Source organism: Micromonospora fluostatini, from assembly GCF_050410825.1.
GTDB lineage: Bacteria > Actinomycetota > Actinomycetes > Mycobacteriales > Micromonosporaceae > Micromonospora > Micromonospora rosaria.
In genome coordinates, this window is sequence record NZ_CP191251.1 from 6,304,594 (window position 1) to 6,321,758 (window position 17,165).

The window sequence follows — 17,165 nt, forward strand, 5'->3', positions numbered from 1 at the left end:
TCCCCATTTCCTGCACGCGCCGGTCTCGTTGTGCTAAACGCACGACCCCCCGTCAGTGGTTGCGCGAAACCGGGCGAGTCTCCTCCGTGGTGTTCCGGTCGCGCAGCGTTTTCCTGCACCGGGGTGGGGTAAGCGGCCGGCGATAGCCCGGGAAGCCGGGAGTGTCCGGAATGATGGATTTCGCCGACAACGTTGCGTAATCAGGCGACTACAGAGCATGATGGTGGCGACGATCCAGCCGCAGTCGTCCGTGCCGCCTTGGGGGAGGCCGGGCAGGACGACCGGGACGTGGACGGCTGGTCGCGACGACGTCGGTAGTACTCCGAGGGGGGACGTGTACAGATGGGCATGATCACTGACTGGCCGTCGCTGGCGGCGTGTCAGAACGGAGACCCGGACGCCTTGTTCGTCCAGGGCGCCGAACAGAACGTCGCCAAGCGGATCTGCCGCAGTTGCCCAGTCAGGTACGAGTGCCTGGCCGACGCGCTCGACAACCGGATCGAGTTCGGAGTGTGGGGTGGCATGACCGAACGTGAGCGCCGGGCGTTGCTGCGCCGGCACCCGCAGGTGGCGAGCTGGCGCAAGATGTTCGAGGCGGCGATGAAGAAGAACGCCAAGGACAACAAGTCCGGTAAGGACAAGGTGCTGGTCAACGTCGGTTGACCAGCCGGTTCACGGCTGGCTGATCGCCGCGCCGATCGCCCGCAGCCCGTCGACGTCGTGGACGTCGACGGGCTGTGCCGCGACCGAGACCGCCGGTACCGCCGGGAACGCCGTGGTGAACCGCGCCGCGACCCGCCGCTCGCGGTCCGCCTGCTCGGCCAGGGCGGCGTGCGCCCGCAGCACCTCGACGGTGCCCTCGTGCCCACCGGCCTCGGCCAGCCGCTGCGCGGCGGCGAGGCTCTCCGCCGCGTCCGGGGCCGCGACCGCCGGCCGGTGCACCCGGTTCAGCACCAGCCCGGCCAGCGGCATCCGCTCCTCGCGCAGCCGGCCGGCGAAGTACGCGGCCTCCCGGACCGCGTCCGGCTCCGGTGCCGCGACCAGCAGGAACGCCGTCTCCCGGGCCTGCAGGATCCGGTACGTCTGCTCGGCCCGCTGCCGGAAGCCGCCGAACATCGAGTCCAGTGCGGCGACGAAGCCGGACAGGTCGGTGAGCAGTTGGGCGCCGAGCACCTTCTGCACCACCTTTGAGAACATCCCGAAGCTCGCCGTGACGAAGCTGAACATGCTCCGCCCCCCGGTCCGCGCCGGGGCGAGCAGCAGCCGCAGCATCCGTCCGTCGAGGAACCGGGAGAGCCGGGCCGGCGCGTCCAGGAAGTCCAGCGCGGAGCGGGACGGCGGGGTGTCCACCACGATCAGGTCCCACTCGCCCCGGGCGTGCAACTGGCCGAGCTTCTCCATCGCCATGTACTCCTGCGTGCCGGCGAAGGTCGAACTCATGGCCTGGTAGAACGGGTTGGCGAAGATCTCCGCCGCCTTCGCCGGGTCGGTGTGCTGCAGCACCACGTCGTCGAAGGTCCGCTTCATGTCCAGCATCATGGCGTGCAACTCGCCGCCGCTGGCCTCGACGTCGAGCCCCTTGACCTGGCGGGGGGTGTTGTCCAGCTCGGTCAGGCCGAGGGACTGGGCCAGCCGGCGGGCCGGGTCGATGGTGAGCACCACGGTACGCCGGCCGTGCTGCTCGGCAGCGCGTAGCGCGAGCGCGGCGGCGGTGGTCGTCTTGCCCACGCCACCCGCGCCGCAGCAGACCACGATCCGGACGCCGGGGTCGGCGAGGATCCGGTCCACGTCCAGCCGCGGCGCCGCGTCTTCGGAAGGCACCAATCGAGCGTATCGGTCCACCGGGCTGCTCCGCCGGGTGCCGTGGGCAGGTGTGAGTCAATCCGCGGGGACCAGCGCCGCTGCCAGCGTCTGCAACCCGGCCCGGTCGACCCCGCCCGGCAACAGCGGCAACTCGGTGATCGGCCGCCCCAGCTCCACCAGGTCGGCCCGGAGCGAGTCCTCCAACTCGCGCCGGGCCGCCTGGTCCCGCGCCTCCCCGTGCAGCCCGGCGACGGTGGCCCGGTCGGCCGGCAGGCCGGCGGCGAGCAGCCCCCGGCGCAGCTCGGCCTGGCTGACCATGGTGCCGGCCGGCAGCGGCGCCCGCGCCGCGTTCACGATCACCCGGCCCACCGGGAACCCGAGCTGGGTCAGCTCGGCGATCGCGTCCACCGTCTCCTGGACCGGCATCTCCTCCAGCAGCGTCACCACGTGCACCGCCGCCATCGGGGAGCGCAGCAGCGCGGCGACCCCCTCGCTCTGCGTCTTGATCGGCCCGACCTTGGCCAGCCGCGCGGTCTCCGCGGTGACGTTGAGGAACCGGCCGATCCGGCCGGTCGGCGGGGCGTCCAGCACCACCGCGTCGTACACCCGGCGTGGCCCGGTGGAGCGGGTGGTGGCCTCCTTCACCTTTCCGGTGAGCAGGACGTCCCGCAGGCCGGGGGCGATCGTGGTGGCGAAGTCGATCGCGCCGAACTTGCGCAGCGCCCGGCCGGCCGCGCCGAGCTTGTAGAACATGTCGAGGTACTCCAGCAGGGCCTCCTCGGCATCCACCGCCAGGGCCCGCACCTCGCCACCGCCCGGGGCGTCGGTCAGGTGCCGCTCCTCGTACGGCAGCGGGTCGGTGCCGAAGAGCTGGGCGATGCCCTGCCGGCCCTCCACCTCCACCAGGAGGGTGCGCCGGCCGCCGGCGGCCAGCCCGAGGGCCAGCGCCGCCGCCACGCTCGTCTTGCCGGTGCCGCCCTTGCCGGTCACCACGTGCAGGCGGGCCGGCCAGCCGGGGCCGGCCGGGTCCGTCAGCCGCTCAGAGACTCGCACCGGTCGAGCCTATCCAGTCCCGGGCCGCCGGCCACCGCCTCCCGCCGCGACCACCGTCGCACCGGTGGCGGTGGGTCGGGTCGCCGGGCCGGCCGCCGTCAGCCCACCTCGCAGACCCACCAGCCCTGCTTGCGGACCACGGTGAAACGCAGGTCCTGGTCGGCGACCTTCTCGTCGGAGGTGGTCATGGTGAGTCGGGTGGTGACGGTGGCCCGGTCGCCGTTCTGGTTGTCCACCGTCGGCGAGGTCCACCGGAACCGGGGGTTGCGGTGGGCGGCGGCGTACTCCTCCACCTCGGCGACCTTCGCGGCGATCTTCTTCTCGTCCCGGGCCGCCGCGCAGACCAGGTCGGCCGCGCCGGCCGGGTCGCGGTCCCGGTAGACGGCCGCCATGAAGCTGTCCACGGCGGTGGTCGGCTCCGGGGGGCCCTCACCGTGCTCCGCGTCGCGCAGGGTCAGGAAGGCCGCCACGCCGCCGCCCCCGCAGAGCAGCACCGTCGCCACCAGGACGAGCGAGGCGATCACCAGGCCCCGCCGGTTGCGGGCCGGGCGGGGCGCGGCGTGCGCGGCCGGGCCGGTGGGCGCGGCGTGTTGGGGCCCGGTGGGCGACGTGCCGCGGGCGGTCGACTCGTCGCGGGGTGGGGGAGCAGCGGGCGATCCGGTCGGGCCACCGTGCGGCGGTTGGGTCATCTGGTCCCCCGGGGTGCGGCGTCGGGCCACCGGAAGGGGCGGCGACGCGAGTCGAGCCGTGGCGGGCGAGCCGGGCGCCCGTCGGGAAGGGTAGCGGTCTATGCCCCGATGAGAGGAGTGAGCCGGGTGTCCGGATCGCCCGCCGGTCCCCGTCGGCGGGGGCGGCGCGGGTCCGGTCCGGCGGGCGGGGTGCCCCCGGGCGAGGTCTGGAGACCACGAGGGCGGCCGGACCGCCATCGTGTACCGGACGCGGGATGTGTCGCATATGTGACTTCGAGTGATCGACTGTGCGCGTCCGGTTGAATGTCGGGACTTTCGGCCCTACCTTCGGCCGCGGTGGCGGGGGTCGGGTCGGACGGGCTGTCCGTCCCGGATGCCAGAAGACAGGACAAAAACGACGCCGGGAGGCACTGCGATGCACGACGCGGACGACACCCCCCGATCCTCTGCCCCCTTCGGCGACCGGGCCCGACGGGTCGGGGCCGGCGGAGAGGCCGACGGGCCGGTCAACGGTCCGCCCCTCAACGAACGGTCGTACCGGCGCCTCGCCGACCCCGGGGAGCTGGTCCGCAGCCTGCACCGGTCGGACGAGCGGGTCCGGGACGAGGAGGAGCCGGGGTACGTGATCCACCTGCCGATCCGGGTCGCCGACCTGGCCGCGGCGACCGCCCTGGCCGGCCGGGTCGCGGTCTCCCTCGGTTTCCTGGTCGAGTTGGACGCCGGGGAGACGACCGTCTCGACGGCCGACGACCAGAACAACCGGCAACGGGTCTTCTGCGACCTGCCGCTGGCCGACCGGTCCCGCTGTCCCCAGCCGTACGACCACGGCGGGCCGTGCGGTGAGGCGCCCACCGCTCCTGAGCAGCGCCCCGCGCCCCGGCCGTCGGCCGGACCGTAGGCTGTCGCGGAACTGTTCGACGTCCACACAGGGAGCGCTCACCGATGCAGAAGTGGGAATACTCCACCGTCCCGCTGCTGGTCCACGCGACCAAGCAGATCCTCGACAACTGGGGCGAGGACGGGTGGGAACTCGTCGCCGTGATCCCCGGCCCGAACCCGGAGCAGCTCGTCGCGTACCTGAAGCGGCCCAAGGCGTGAGCGCCGACCCGCGCGCCGTGCTCGCCGACCTCGGGCTGGAGCTGCCCGAGGTCGTTCCGCCGGTGGCCAGCTACCTGCCGGCCGTCCGGTCCGGGCAGCACGTGTACGTCTCCGGGCAGCTCCCCGTCGCCGACGGCACGCTGCTCGCCACCGGCAAGGTGGGCGACGCGGTCTCCGCCGAGCAGGCCCGGGACCTCGCCCAGCGGTGCGCGCTGAACGCGCTGGCCGCGGTGGACTCGCTGGTCGGCCTGGCGAGCGTGGTCCGGGTGGTGAAGCTGACCGGTTTCGTCGCCTCGGCGCCCGGGTTCACCGGCCAGCCGGGCGTGATCAACGGCGCGTCCGACCTGTTCGGCGCGGTCTTCGGCGAGGCCGGCCGGCATGCCCGCAGCGCGGTCGGCGTGGCCGAACTGCCGCTCGACGCCCCGGTCGAGGTCGAGGTCGTCTTCGAGGTCGCCTGAGGCGGTCCACCCGGCGATCCGGTGGTGGTGCCCGGCGGCCGGTCGTGCCCTCCGGTGGCCCGCCGCCCCGGCCCGAGCCGCTCCGCTTCCCGCGATCCGTCGGCGGTGAGTCGTCATGATCGCGGGGAGCGCCCGGCGGGGTCGTACGATCGCAGCCATGACGGGGCATGTGACCGCGCCGGTGGCGGCGCTCGCCGACGAGCTGCCGAGCTGGGCGACCCTGCTGCGGGCGCCGAACCCGGGGCCGATGACGCTCGACGGCACCAACACCTGGCTGCTGCGCGCGCCGGGCCGGGCCGGGGCGGTCGTGGTCGACCCCGGCCCGGCCGACGAGGCGCACCTGGCCCGGATCGCCGGGCACGGGCCGATCGCCGCCGTGCTGGTCACCCACGGGCACCCGGACCACACCGACGGCTCCCGTCGCCTGGCCGACCTGCTCGGCGGTGTTCCGGTCCGGGCCGTCGACCCGGCGCACACCATCGGCGCCGAGCCGCTCGCCGTGTCCACCGACCCCACCGGCAACCGGTCGACGCTGGAACTGGCCGGCCTGTCGATCGAGCCGCTGGCCACCCCCGGGCACACCGCCGACTCGGTCTGCCTCCTCGTCGAGCACGCGGGCGAGCGGGCGGTGCTCACCGGCGACACCATCCTGGGCCGGGGCACCACCGTCGTCGCCCACCCCGACGGGAACCTCGCCGACTACCTGGCCAGCCTGACCCGGCTGGCCGCGTACCGGGGGGTCACCGCGCTGCCGGGGCACGGCCCGGCGCTGGCCGACTGCGGGGCTGCCGCCGACTACTACCTCGCCCACCGGCGGGCCCGGCTCGACCAGGTCCGGGCGGCGGTCGCCGCCGGTGACCGGACCGCCGCCGAGGTGGTCGCCCGGGTGTACGCCGACGTGGACCGCTCGCTGTGGTGGGCGGCCGAGTGGTCGGTCCGGGCCCAACTGGAGTACCTCGGGCTGCCGACCGGGGAATCCGGCGGCCCGGAAGCGCGGTTGGACCAGCCGTGACCTGCCCGGTGTGCGGAACCGTCGCCGTACCCGGCGCCCGGTTCTGCCACAACTGCGGTGCCGCCCTGCCGGCCGCCGCGACGTTGCCGGCCGCCGAGCGCCGGGTGGTCACCGTGCTCTTCGGGGACCTGTCCGACTTCACCTCCTGGTCGGAGGACCTCGACCCGGAGCGGGTCGGCGCGGTCACCGACCGGGTGCTCGCCGCCCTGGCCGGCGCGGTCAAGACCTTCGGCGGGCACGTCGACAAGCTCACCGGCGACGGGATCATGGCGGTCTTCGGCGCGCCGGTGGCGCACGAGGACGACGCCGAACGGGCGGTCCGGGCCGCGCTGTCCATGCAGCGGGCGGTCCGCCGGGTCCTCGACGACGAGCGCGGCGGCGGTGCCCCGCTCGGCCTGCGGGTCGGGCTGAACACCGGCGACGTGATCGCCGGCATCCAGGCCGCCATCGAGTACACGGTCATCGGCGACACGGTCAACACCGCCGCCCGGCTCGCCGACGCCGCCGCCGTCGGCGCGGTGTACGCGGGCGGCCGGACCGCCGCCGCCACCCGGCACGTCGCCTCCTGGCGGGCGCTGCGCCCGCTGCGGCTCAAGGGCAAGCGGGAGCCGGTCGAGGCGTACGAGTTGCTCGGCCTGCTGGACGCCCCGGGCACCCGTTCCGGTCTCGGTGACGAGGCGCCGTTCGTGGGGCGGGAGACCGAGATCGGCCGGGTCGCCGGTCGGCTCGCCGAGGTGATCGACCGCACCGAGCCCCGGGTGCTGCTGATGACCGCCGAGGCGGGGATCGGCAAGTCCCGGTTCGCCGCCGAGGTGGAACGCCTCGCCGCCGGGTACGACGTGGGCGCCGGCCGGTTCGCCGCGCACACCGGGGCCCGGGTGCTCTCCGTCCGCTGTGCCGCCTTCGGCGAGCGGCGTCGGCTCGCCCCCCTGGCCGACCTGGTCCGGGCGGCGGTCGGCCTGCCCAACGACGCGGCCACCGCGTCGACCCGACCGGCGGTGGAGGAGCGGCTGCGCCGGCTCGGCCAGCGGCTGGCCCGGCTGCGCCCCGAGCCGGCCCCGGTCGCCACCGACCAGTTGCTGGCCCTGCTCGGGTACGCCGACCTGGCCACCGGCAGCCCCACCGACCAGGGCGAGTGGAGCACCAGCGGCAACCCCGCCGACGCGGAGGCGGTGCCGAACGCGGTCGCCGACCTGCTCAGCGGGCTCGCCGCCGAGACCCCGCTGGTGGTCGTGGTGGACGACCTGCACGACGCCACCGGCGAGACGATCCGGGCGCTGGGCCTGACCCTGTCCCGGCTCACCGGCCCGGTGCTGGTGCTGCTGCTCGGCCGCCCCGAGCTGGTCCGGACCGCCGGGGCGCTGACCCGGGTCGCGGACGCCGAGGTGCACGCGCTGCCGCCGCTGCGCGGCGCCGACGCCGCCCGGCTGCTCACCACGTACCTCAGCGGCGGGCGGCTGCCGCAGCCGGACACCGACCGGCTGCTCGCCACCGCCCAGGGCAACCCCTTCTACCTGGCCGAGCTGGTCACCCTGCTGATGGAGCGGGGGGCGCTGACCGCGGTCGGGGAGGGCGGGTGGCGGCTCGCGCCCGGTTCACTGGGCAGCCGGCTGCTCTCCCGGGACCTGGCCGCCGTGCTGGCGGCCCGGATCGACGCGCTGCCGCCGGACGCCCGGTCGGTGCTGCGTGACGCGGCGGTGGTCGGCGACACCGTGCCGGCCGGCACCGTGGAGGCGCTGCGCGAGCAGCGGACCGGGCGGGCCGGCCGGCCGGCGGCGGTGGTCGCCGTCGAGCTGGACCGGGCCGTCGAGGAGCTGCTGCAACGCCGGATGCTGCACCGCACCCGCACCGGGTACGCCTTCGCCACGCCGCTGATGCGCGAGGCCGCGTACGCCGGGGTGAGCAAGGCCGAACTCGCCGAGCGGCACGCCGCGCTGGCCCGCTGGGCGGCCCCCGGCGCGGACGGCGGCACCCCGCCGGCCGGTGCCGCCGGCTTCACCGAGCAGGCCCGGGACGACTTCGTCGCCGCCCACGTCGAGCGGGCGGTGGCGCTGGCCGACGCGGTGGGGCTGCGGCCGGACTCGGCGGCCCGCGCGGTCGCCGGACTGGGCGTCGCCGCGCTGGGCCGGGCCGCCCGGCGCTCCCTCGCCGCCGGTGAGCCGGCCCTCGCCGTGGAGTACGCCGAGCGGGCCGCCGAGCTGACCCGCGACGGGGTGCCGGCCGCCGACCGGGTGGTGCACGCGCGGGCGCTGCTCCAGGTCGGCCGGGTGCACGACGCGCTCGCCTCGGCCGAGAAGATCGCCGCCAACGCCGGTGACGAGGCGATCCGGGCCAGCGCGCTGCTCCTCGCCGGCCAGGCGCACCAGACCCTCGGCGAGCCGGACCGGGCGGTGACCGCCTGGGATGAGGCGCTCCAGGTCGCCACCGCCGGTGGCCTGCCGACCCTGCGCGCCTCGGCGATGCGGCGGCTGGGCATGGCCGACTTCCTGACCGGGCACCTGGGGCAGGCGAGCAGCCGGCTCGCCGCCGCGTACCAGGTCAGCCTCTCCGCGCAGGACCCGCGCGGGCAGGCCTGGTCGTTGCAGAACCTGGCCTGGGTGACCACCACCCGGGGCGACTTCGCCGGTACCGACGCGGTGCTCGGCCGGGCCGCCCGGCTCTTCGCCGAGCTGCGCGACCCGTACGGCCGGGCCTGGCTGCGCGGCACCACCGCGTACGCCCGGCTGCTCGCCGGCCGGCTGCGCGAGGCGGGCCGGCTGGCCCGGGTGTTCCTGCCGTTCGGCGAGCGGGTCGGCGAGGCGTGGGCGGTGGGCACGCTGCGGGCGGTCGAGGCGTTCGCCGCGGCCGAACTGGGCGACCTGGCCGAGGCGGACCGGGGGGCCCGCCGGGCGTACCGGGAGTTCGCCGAGGTCTCCGACGAGTGGGGGCAGGGGTTCGCCCTGGTCGTGCGGGGCGTGGTGGCGCGCGGCCTGGGCGAGCCGGAGCACGCGGCGGACCTGCTCACCGACGCGCAGGAGTACGCCGACCGGACCTCGCACCCGCTGCTGACCGGGATGGCCGGCACGTTGCGCGGGTTCGTCGCCCTGGACATGGGGGACCACGAGACCGCCGAGGCGGCGGCGCGGGCCGTGCTGACCGCCGTCGAGCCGCACAACCCGCAGGCCCCGGCGCAGGTCGGGCCCCGGGTCCTGCTGGCCACCGCGCGGCTGGCCGCCGGGGACCCGGCGACCGCGGTCGGGCTGCTCGCCCCGGTGGCGACCGTCGCGGCGAGCCGGCCGTCGCTGCTCTTCTCCCGCCGGCACACCATGGCCCGGTACGCCGGCGCGCTGCTCGCCCACGGGCAGCGGGAGCAGGCGCTGGACTGGGCCCGGCGCGCGGTCGCCGCCCCGGCGGAGGACGTCCGCAGCCAGGTGGTCGCCGCCATCGTGCTCGCCGAGGCGCTGGCCGCCACCGGGCAGCCCGCCGAGGCGCTGGCCAGTGCCGAGGACGCGGTGCGCCTGGCCTTCGCGACCGAGCAGATCAGCGAACGCCTCGCCGCCACCACGTTGCACCACCGCCTGCGGGCCGACACCTGACCGCCGTCGCGCCGGATGGCGGGATGTGCCGGTTTCGCCGATGTGCGTGTCGGTCGTACCGGCTAGCGTGTGGGGGCACGACGGGCTCCACAGTGGTACGGGGAGGGGTGTCATGAGGTTGCCGCGTTCGGTGGCCGGCTGGACGATCGCGGTCTTCGGCATCCTGGCGCTGGTCATGGGGGCGGTCGGACTGCTCTGGCCCGAGGCGCAGCTACGGATGCTCGGCTTCGAGGTGCCGGAGCAGCGCGCCCCGGGCGACTACACGGGCACCTTCCTGATGGCCTCCTCGATGGCCGCCTTCAACATGGGGGTCTACTACCTGCTGGCCACCGTCACCGAGTGGCGGGCCTTCTACCGCTTCACCGTCTACTTCCGGTTGTTGACGTTCACCGTGTTCACCATCGCGGTGCTGGCCGGGATCGCCCCGGACCGCTTCTTCGGGGTGGCCGCCTGGGAGGGGCTCGGGGCGGTGGCGACGGCCGTCGGGCTCCGGGTGGACGCCCGCCGGGCGGCGGCCGGTGGGGAAGGGGTGGACGCCGCCGACCGGAGCGCCCCGGCCGGGGCCGGGGCCGGCCCGGACACAGGCCGCTGAGCCGCCGATCGAGTTGGGTATTTTCGAGCTGTGACCGACACCCCGCCCGGCGCCATGCCGACGCCCATCGTGCCTGGTCTGACGGATTTAGAGGTATTTGCCCGGGGTGGCTACGCCACCATCTACCGCGCCGTGCAGATCTCGGTCGGGCGCGAGGTGGCGGTCAAGGTGGAGAACCGCACTCTGGACAGTGAGCGGGACCAGGCCCGGTTCCTGCGGGAGGCACGGGCCGCCGGGCGGATGTCGTCGCACCCGCACGTGGTGGACCTCTTCGACGTCGGGGTCACGGTCGACCAGCACCCGTACCTGATCATGGAACTCTGCGACGGGTCGTACGCCGAGCGGATGCGGACCTCGCCGCTCGGCCCGGCGGAGGCGTGCGACCTCGGCATCAAGATCGCCGACGCCGTCGCCCACTCGCACGCGGCGGGCGTGCTGCACCGCGACGTCAAGCCGGCCAACATCCTCTACTCGAACTTCAACTCGGCGGTGCTGGCCGACTTCGGGCTGGCCGTGGTCGCCGAGCTGCGGGACGCCTCGGTCGCGCTGGAGGTGCTGACCCCGGCGTACGCCCCGCCGGAGATGTTCAACCACGCCCCGCCCTCGCCCGCGGTGGACGTCTACGCGCTCTGCGCCACCCTCTACGCGGTGATGTACGGCCGGCCGCCACGCTGGCGCACCGAACGCAACCCGAGCCTGGTCACCGTGCTGGAGATGTTCCACCAGCCGATCCCCGACCTGCCCGGCGTGCCGGGCGAACTGCTCGACGTGCTGCGCGCCGGGATGGACAACGACCCGGCCGCCCGCCCGACGGCGGTGGAGCTGCACGGCCTGCTCGCCGGCCTGGGACTGGCCCCGGGCACGTCCAGCGGGATGCCGCTGCTCGGCAACCTCCAGGTGGCGGGGCAGGGCGGCGCGGACCAGCCGACCGACCCCGACGACGGGCTCTCCCGCGACGGCACCGCCCAGCCCCGCCCCCGTGCGCCCATCGAGCAGGACGAGCACGCCACCGTGCCGACGACCGCCGCGCGGTGGCGTCGCCGCTGGTTCCTCGGCGGCGCCGGGGTGCTCGCGCTGGCCGGGTCGGCCGCGGCCGGCGCCTGGGTCGCCAGCGGTACCCCGACCTGGTCGTCGCAGACCTCGGTGGTGAGCCGGACGACCAGCCCGGCGGGGCCCTGGGGCGCGCTGCCGGGCTGCCTCCCGGGCACCGGCGGGGAGGCGGCGCTGCCCGGCGGGGCCCGCTGCGCCCCCGAACTGGAGTGCTTCGGGCCGGTCCTGGTCCGGGGCGGGCAGGCCCGGGCGGCCCGGGTGTCCTGCGACGGCCGGCACACCTGGGAGAGCTTCGCCGAGGGGGACCTGCCGGCCGGGCTGGTCGGCGCGGGGCACGACGAGGTACGCGGCGACCCCACCGTGCAGGCGGCCTGCGGCCCGCAGACCTTCCGGTTGACCAGTGGAATGGCCCCCACCGGGTGGAACCTGGAGGTGCTGCCGCCGGTCGAGGACGAGGCCGGTGGGTTCTACCGCTGCCTGGCCGGGCGGGGCGTGGACGCGCTCGCCGTGCCCACCCTCACCGATCGCTGAGCCGGCCCGCGCGCCGTCGCCGGACGTCCACCGCGTGCAGCGCGTCCCGGCAGTCGAACGCCTCCAGGGTGTCGGCGTCGACGGCGGAGCCGCCGGGCACGTGGTGTTCCGCCGGCGGCATGCCGGTGGCCTGGGCGCGCTGCTGCCGACTGGCGCTCGCGGCCACGCCGGCGGTCACCGTGCAGAGGACGCAGAGCAGCGCCAACCCGACGGTCACCACGTCGTCACGCCCCCACACCAGCAGGGCGCCCAACAGGGAGGCCGCCGCCAGGGACGCGGTGACCGCCACCCCCTGGGCATCGAACGGGGGTAATCTCCTCACCTGACAAGCATGTACCGGTCGGGCGGCTTGTCAACCGCGGCCGGGTGGCGTCCCCCAGTGTGGGCGCGGGTTGCTGCGCAGGGTCACTGGACGACTACGACTACCGTCGGTGTTCCGCAGGCCACGCTCCCCGGTGAGGTCGCCGATGAACCAGCTCTTCTCCCGTGCCCGGGTCCGGTCGATGGCCACCACCCTCGCCGTCTCGCTGACCCTCACGCTGGCCGCAGCCGCCGGCTGCGACAGCCGGCAGGAGCCGAGGGTCCCCTCGGTCCGGGACAAGCTCCGCGAGTCCCACATCTACGACCAGCCGAAGCTACGCATCGGCGTCTCCGCGACCTCCCCGCTGATGGGTCAGCGCAACGCCGACGGCACGTTCGCCGGCTTCGACATCGAGATCGCCCGGTACATCGCCTCCTCGCTGAGCTACGAGGGGGCGGAACGGGTCGACTTCGTCGCGCTGACCACCGAGGAGCGGATTCCGGCCCTGCAGAGCGGCCAGGTCGACCTCGTGGTGGCGAGCTTCTCGATGACCGAGGAACGCGAGAAACTGGTCCAGTTCGCCGGGCCGTACCTGGTCACCACGCCGGAGGTGCTGGTGCCGACCCGGCTCAAGGACAAGATCCGCACCCTGGAGGACCTGGCCGACCCGGCGTACAAGGTCTGCGTCAGCGGGGGGTCGACCACCGAGACCGAACTGCGCGGGCACGACGTGCCGGTGGTGGTCGTGATGGAGGTCGGGCACTGCGTCGACGGCATCCGGGAGGGCCGGTACCACGCCGTCGCCTCGGACGAGACCATGCTCGCGGGGTACCGCTACCAGTACCCGGACGAGTTCGAGATCGTGAACATGCCCTTCGGCACCAGCGAACTGCTCGCGGTCGGGGTGCCGATCGGCGACCCGGCCCTGCGCGACCTGGTCGCCTTCTTCCTGCAGAAGAGCTACCTCCAGGGCCGCAAGACCGGGTCGAGCCCGTGGCAGAGCGCGTACAACCGCACGCTGGGTGGCTGGTTGGGGGTGGAGCGGACCCAGCCGCAGCCGCTCGACGTCCCCGACCTGGTGGACTTCGACGAGCGGGCCCCCCGGCGATGAGCGCGCCCCCGGCCCCCGCCGCCGCAGCCGGTGCCGACGGGACCGGCGCGGCCCCGGGCGGCGGGTCGCTGCGGGGTGGCCTGGGGCGGGGCGACCCGGCGGAACGCCGGGCGCGGGCCAGCCAGTCGTTCTGGTCGGCGGTGGTCGGCGTGCCCGCCGTCTTCTCGGTGCTGCGGCTCGGCGTCGAGGCCGGCGGCGAACTCCAGACCACGCTGCTGCTGGTGGCGAACGTCGGGCCGGTCAACCTGCTCGCCGGCTTCCTCACCACGGCGGCCCGGCTGCTCTCCACCGGCCTGGTCGCCGTGTTCGCCCTCGGCGCCGTCCTGGCGGTGAGCGCCGACCGGCTGCCACCGACGTTCCGCCGACCGCTCTTCGCCCGCTGGGTCGAGATCACCCCCGACTGGTTCGTGGTGGCCAGCTTCCTGCTCGCCCTGGCCACCTGGAAGCTGCTCTACCTGCCGCTGCTGCTGCCCGCGTTCGCCGCCGCGTTCCAACTCGGGCCGGAACGCCTGCACGAGCGGATCGGCGCTCGGATCGCCATCGCGGCCGGGCTGTATCTCGGGTACCTCTGGTTCCTGCGACCCACCCTGTTCGACGCCGCCGCCCAGCGGGAGTCGCTGGTGATCGCGCTGGTGACCGTCCCGCCGCTGCTGGCGCTGGCCGTCACCGGGCCGCTGCCCGGCCTGGTGATCCGGCCACTGGCCCCGGTGGCCCAGGTCGCCGTGCTGGTCGGGCTCGTCTGGGCGGCCCTGCCGGTGATCAGCACACCGGTGCTGCCGCTGACCGTGACCACGGTGGCCACCGCCCAGGCGGACACCGAGGACATCCGGGGGCACGTGGTCAGCGTCGACGACATCAGCATGGTGATCCTCCAGGAGCAGGGCGGCGTCCGGTACGTGCCGGTCGACCAGGTCCGGGCGCAGGTGCTCTGCCCCGCCGAGGAGGAACTGCCCCGGCACCGGCTGCGCGTCCACGACTTCCACGTGGAGGACTCGCTGCTGGAAGGGTTGGGCCGCCGGGTACGCCCGGTGCACCGCATCGACGCCGCCTGCCGCGCCATCGGCTGAGGTGTAAGGAAGGGCCCCCTGTTAACGCATACGGTCGAGAAGGGAACCCTTCTCACCCCCGTCGAGCGGGGGCGGGCAGCGGCAGCGGGAGCGGGGCAGGGGGAAAGGGGCAGCGGGTCAGCGGCCGTCGCGGGGGGCGAAGACGGCCAGCGCCTCGGCGTCGCTGTGCCGGGAGCGCAGGTAAACCTCGGCCCAGGTCGCCGCCTCCGGGTACGTCGACTCCGCCGCCACCCGGGCGCACGCCGCCGCCACGTCGAAGTCGGTACGGCGTAGCTGCACGCCCGGCCCGAGCAGCGCCCAGTACGCCCCCGGCCCGCCGTACGGCATCCCGACGCTGCCGGGGTTGACCACCAGCCGGCGGTCGACCAGCCGGGTGAAGGGCATGTGGGTGTGCCCGCAGACCACGGTGCGGACCGGATCGGGGACGTCCGCGAGCACCTCCGCCCAGCGGGACAGCCGGGTGTCGACGAGAACGACCTCCTCGTCGTCGCGGGGCGTGGCGTGGCAGAACAGCACCTCACCCAGCCCGGCGACGGGCAGTGTGACGGTCAGCGGCAGGGCGGCCAGCCGGTCGACCTGGTCGTCGCGGAGTTGCCGGGCGCCCCAGTCGGAGACCTCGATGCCGGAGGGCACCCCGGCCCGCGCCTCGACCAGTTCCCGGTCCGCGTTGCCGCGTACCCACCGGGCCCGGTCGCCGAGCGTGGCGAGCAGGTCCAGCGTCTCGACGGGCTGGGGTCCGGCGGCGAGGTCGCCGGTGAGCACGACCAGGTCCGCCGAGGCGACGTCCGGCTCGGCCAGCACCGCCTCCAGCGCGGGCAGGGCGCCATGGATGTCGGAGAGGACGGCGACGCGTTCCAGCATCCACCCATCGTGATCCGGGGCCCGCCGGCCGGTCCAGCGCTTCTGCGCTGGGCAGACGGCACCGCTCCCGGCTGCCCGGACCCGCTGCCCGCTCAGACGCGGGCGCGGCGGGCCAGGCGCTCCGGGTCCAGGATGATGATGCTCTTGCCGTCCAGCCGCAGCCAGCCGCGCGAGGCGAAGTCGGCCAGCGCCTTGTTGACGGTCTCCCGGGAGGCTCCCACGAGCTGGGCGATCTCCTCCTGGGTCAGGTCGTGGGTCACCCGCAGCACGCCACCGTCGCGGGTGCCGAACCGGCCGGCCATCTGGAGCAGGTTCTTCGCGACCCGCCCGGGCACGTCGGTGAAGATCAGGTCGGCCAGCGAGTCGTTGGTGCGGCGCAGCCGGCGGGCCAGCACCCGCAGCAACTGCTCGGCGATCTCCGGCCGGTTGTTCAGCCACGGCCGCAGGGCCTGCTTGCGCAGCCGTACCAGGCGGGTGTCGGTCACCGCCGTGGCGGTCGCCGTCCGTGGCCCCGGGTCGAAGAGGGACAACTCGCCGACCATGTCCGACGGGCCCATCACGGCGATCAGGTTCTGCCGGCCGTCCGCTGCCCGGCGACCGACCTTGATCTTGCCGGACAGGAGGATGTACAGGCTGTCTCCGGGCTCGCCCTCGTTGAACACGACCTCGCCCTTGCGGACCTCGATCGTCTCCATCTCCTTGGCGAGCGCCTCGGCAGCCTCCGGGTCGACGCCCTGGAAGATCCCGCTGCGGGCCAGTACCTCGTCCATCGCGCACCTCCGCCTGCGCGTGCCGTCCGTCGGCCCGGGTTCGCCGTCCGCTGATCCCTCGCGCGCCGCCAAGTCTAGGCGCATGTGAGCAGTAATCAGAGGTGCACCCCTGGAAACTTGATCGTTGGACGTAACCTGCCCGACCTGATCAACCACTACGATTCCGGTCGCCGCCGGATGCGAGCGCTCCCACGACGGCCCAGGTCACCGGGACAGTAGGGTCACCGGTGTGCTGACCGAGCCCGTACTGACCACCCGCGCCGAGGACGGTGGGAACCCACCGGTGCTCGTCTGGCGGGCGGAGCGACCACTGCGCGCGGTCAGTTCGGCTCCGCTCGGCGGCGGGCTCGGCGTACGTCGGTGGGTGGTGAACGCGACCGTGCCGATGTCGTACCACCGGGACGACCCGGCCGACCACCTGGCCGCGCTCGCCGCCGGCCTCGGCCTCGACGGGCCGGGGGTCGGCCTGTTGACCGGGGTGGACGTCGCCGACGTGGTGAGCCGGACGGACACCGGGGTCCGGGTCTGGGCCACGGTCGGCCTCGGCCTGCCCCTCTGGGCCGCCGCCCCCGCGTCGACCGGGGGGCCCGCCGCACCCGGACCCACGCCGGCCGACGAGCCCGCGACGTCCGCCCCGGCCGACGGGCCTGCCGGGCCCGTGCCGGCCGGGGGATCCGGGACGCCCGCGTCGACCGGGAGGTCCGTGGTGCCCGTGCCGGCCGACGGGGCCGCCGTGCCCGTGCAGGCCGACGGTGCCGCCGCCGTCGCGTCGCCCGGGGAGCCCGTGCCGGGCCCGGGGCCCGCGTCCGGTGCCGGCGGCGGGCCGGTGCCGCCGGAGCCCCGGCGGGTCGGCACGGTCAACATCGTGGTGTACGTGCCGGTGCGGCTCGGCGACGCGGCACTGGTCAACGCCGTCGCCACGGCAACCGAGGCGAAGACGCAGGCGATCATCGAACTGGGCCGGGCCGGCACCGGCACCCCGACCGACGCGGTCACCGTGCTCTGCCCGGTCGACGGGCCGGTCGCCGACTACGGCGGGCCCCGGAGCCGGTGGGGTGCGCCGCTCGCCCGCGCCGTGCACGCCGCCGTCCGCGCCGGGGGAGCCGCCGACGCGCCCCCGTGGTCCGGGAAGGTGCGGACGGCCGAGTTCGTCCGAACGGCCATCGCCACACGGAAAACCGGGCGGTAGCGTCG

17 protein-coding genes are annotated in these 17,165 nt (G+C 75.1%); 11 read left to right on the plus strand and 6 right to left on the minus strand.

Features of this window, described 5'->3' with window-relative positions; translation table 11 throughout:
* Positions 1-342 precede the first annotated feature (342 nt).
* Positions 343-663: a WhiB family transcriptional regulator gene (locus ACQUFX_RS28075; protein ID WP_428963212.1), complete on the plus strand. Its 321-nt coding sequence runs from the start codon at positions 343-345 to the stop codon at positions 661-663.
* A 9-nt stretch (positions 664-672) separates the two neighbouring features.
* On the opposite strand, the gene ACQUFX_RS28080 is transcribed toward ACQUFX_RS28075, so the two are convergent.
* From ACQUFX_RS28080 to ACQUFX_RS28090, 3 genes are all read right to left on the minus strand, one after another.
* Positions 673-1,824: an ArsA family ATPase gene (locus ACQUFX_RS28080; RefSeq protein ID WP_428963213.1), complete on the minus strand. Its 1,152-nt coding sequence runs from the start codon at positions 1,822-1,824 to the stop codon at positions 673-675.
* A 54-nt stretch (positions 1,825-1,878) separates the two neighbouring features.
* On the minus strand, positions 1,879-2,856 hold the full coding sequence (locus ACQUFX_RS28085) for an ArsA-related P-loop ATPase (RefSeq protein WP_428963214.1): 978 nt from the start codon (positions 2,854-2,856) through the stop codon (positions 1,879-1,881).
* 98 nt (positions 2,857-2,954) lie between these two features.
* Positions 2,955-3,545 (minus strand): Rv0361 family membrane protein, encoded by a 591-nt coding sequence (locus tag ACQUFX_RS28090; RefSeq protein WP_428963215.1) that lies wholly within the window; start codon positions 3,543-3,545, stop codon positions 2,955-2,957.
* Between the two features lie 415 nt (positions 3,546-3,960).
* Between ACQUFX_RS28090 and ACQUFX_RS28095 the strand changes: the two genes are divergently transcribed.
* The 7 genes from ACQUFX_RS28095 (at position 3,961) to ACQUFX_RS28125 (ending at position 11,861) form a co-directional block, all read left to right on the plus strand.
* Positions 3,961-4,443, plus strand: a complete 483-nt coding sequence (locus tag ACQUFX_RS28095; protein ID WP_428963216.1) for a hypothetical protein — start codon at positions 3,961-3,963, stop codon at positions 4,441-4,443.
* Between the two features lie 44 nt (positions 4,444-4,487).
* Positions 4,488-4,643 carry a DUF4177 domain-containing protein gene (locus ACQUFX_RS28100; RefSeq protein WP_157527479.1) on the plus strand — a complete coding sequence of 52 codons (156 nt, stop codon included), beginning with the start codon at positions 4,488-4,490 and terminating at the stop codon, positions 4,641-4,643.
* Positions 4,640-5,101 carry a RidA family protein gene (locus tag ACQUFX_RS28105; protein ID WP_428963217.1) on the plus strand — a complete coding sequence of 154 codons (462 nt, stop codon included), beginning with the start codon at positions 4,640-4,642 and terminating at the stop codon, positions 5,099-5,101. Before ACQUFX_RS28100 ends, ACQUFX_RS28105 begins: the two co-directional genes overlap by 4 nt.
* 157 nt (positions 5,102-5,258) lie before the next feature.
* A complete protein-coding gene (locus ACQUFX_RS28110) occupies positions 5,259-6,113 on the plus strand; it encodes an MBL fold metallo-hydrolase (RefSeq protein WP_428963218.1) in 855 nt (284 codons plus the stop codon).
* Positions 6,110-9,688 (plus strand): adenylate/guanylate cyclase domain-containing protein, encoded by a 3,579-nt coding sequence (locus tag ACQUFX_RS28115; RefSeq protein ID WP_428963219.1) that lies wholly within the window; start codon positions 6,110-6,112, stop codon positions 9,686-9,688. The genes ACQUFX_RS28110 and ACQUFX_RS28115 overlap by 4 nt, the downstream gene beginning before the upstream one ends.
* 112 nt (positions 9,689-9,800) lie before the next feature.
* On the plus strand, positions 9,801-10,280 hold the full coding sequence (locus ACQUFX_RS28120) for a hypothetical protein (RefSeq protein WP_428963220.1): 480 nt from the start codon (positions 9,801-9,803) through the stop codon (positions 10,278-10,280).
* Positions 10,281-10,310: 30 nt separating this feature from the next.
* The gene (locus tag ACQUFX_RS28125) at positions 10,311-11,861 is read left to right on the plus strand and encodes a serine/threonine-protein kinase (RefSeq protein WP_428963221.1); all 1,551 of its coding nucleotides are present in this window, start codon (positions 10,311-10,313) and stop codon (positions 11,859-11,861) included.
* On the opposite strand, the gene ACQUFX_RS28130 is transcribed toward ACQUFX_RS28125, so the two are convergent.
* Positions 11,848-12,183 carry a hypothetical protein gene (locus tag ACQUFX_RS28130; RefSeq protein ID WP_428963222.1) on the minus strand — a complete coding sequence of 112 codons (336 nt, stop codon included), beginning with the start codon at positions 12,181-12,183 and terminating at the stop codon, positions 11,848-11,850. The genes ACQUFX_RS28125 and ACQUFX_RS28130 overlap by 14 nt on opposite strands.
* Before the next feature lie 145 nt (positions 12,184-12,328).
* On the opposite strand from ACQUFX_RS28130, the gene ACQUFX_RS28135 reads away from it, so the two are divergent.
* Together ACQUFX_RS28135 and ACQUFX_RS28140 are read left to right on the plus strand one after the other, a co-directional pair.
* Positions 12,329-13,273 carry a transporter substrate-binding domain-containing protein gene (locus ACQUFX_RS28135; protein WP_428963223.1) on the plus strand — a complete coding sequence of 315 codons (945 nt, stop codon included), beginning with the start codon at positions 12,329-12,331 and terminating at the stop codon, positions 13,271-13,273.
* Positions 13,270-14,340, plus strand: coding sequence for a hypothetical protein (locus ACQUFX_RS28140; protein WP_428963224.1), 1,071 nt, complete (start codon positions 13,270-13,272; stop codon positions 14,338-14,340). The genes ACQUFX_RS28135 and ACQUFX_RS28140 overlap by 4 nt, the downstream gene beginning before the upstream one ends.
* Positions 14,341-14,457: 117 nt before the next feature.
* Here ACQUFX_RS28140 and ACQUFX_RS28145 read toward each other — a convergent pair whose 3' ends face one another.
* Entirely contained in the window at positions 14,458-15,201 is a 744-nt protein-coding gene (locus ACQUFX_RS28145) for a metallophosphoesterase family protein (protein ID WP_428963225.1), read from the minus strand.
* 92 nt (positions 15,202-15,293) lie between these two features.
* Entirely contained in the window at positions 15,294-15,971 is a 678-nt protein-coding gene (locus ACQUFX_RS28150; protein WP_007073398.1) for a Crp/Fnr family transcriptional regulator, read from the minus strand.
* Positions 15,972-16,200: 229 nt separating this feature from the next.
* Here ACQUFX_RS28150 and ACQUFX_RS28155 point away from each other — a divergent pair, with 229 nt between their 5' ends.
* Positions 16,201-17,160: an adenosylcobinamide amidohydrolase gene (locus ACQUFX_RS28155; protein ID WP_428963226.1), complete on the plus strand. Its 960-nt coding sequence runs from the start codon at positions 16,201-16,203 to the stop codon at positions 17,158-17,160.
* Positions 17,161-17,165 lie beyond the last annotated feature (5 nt).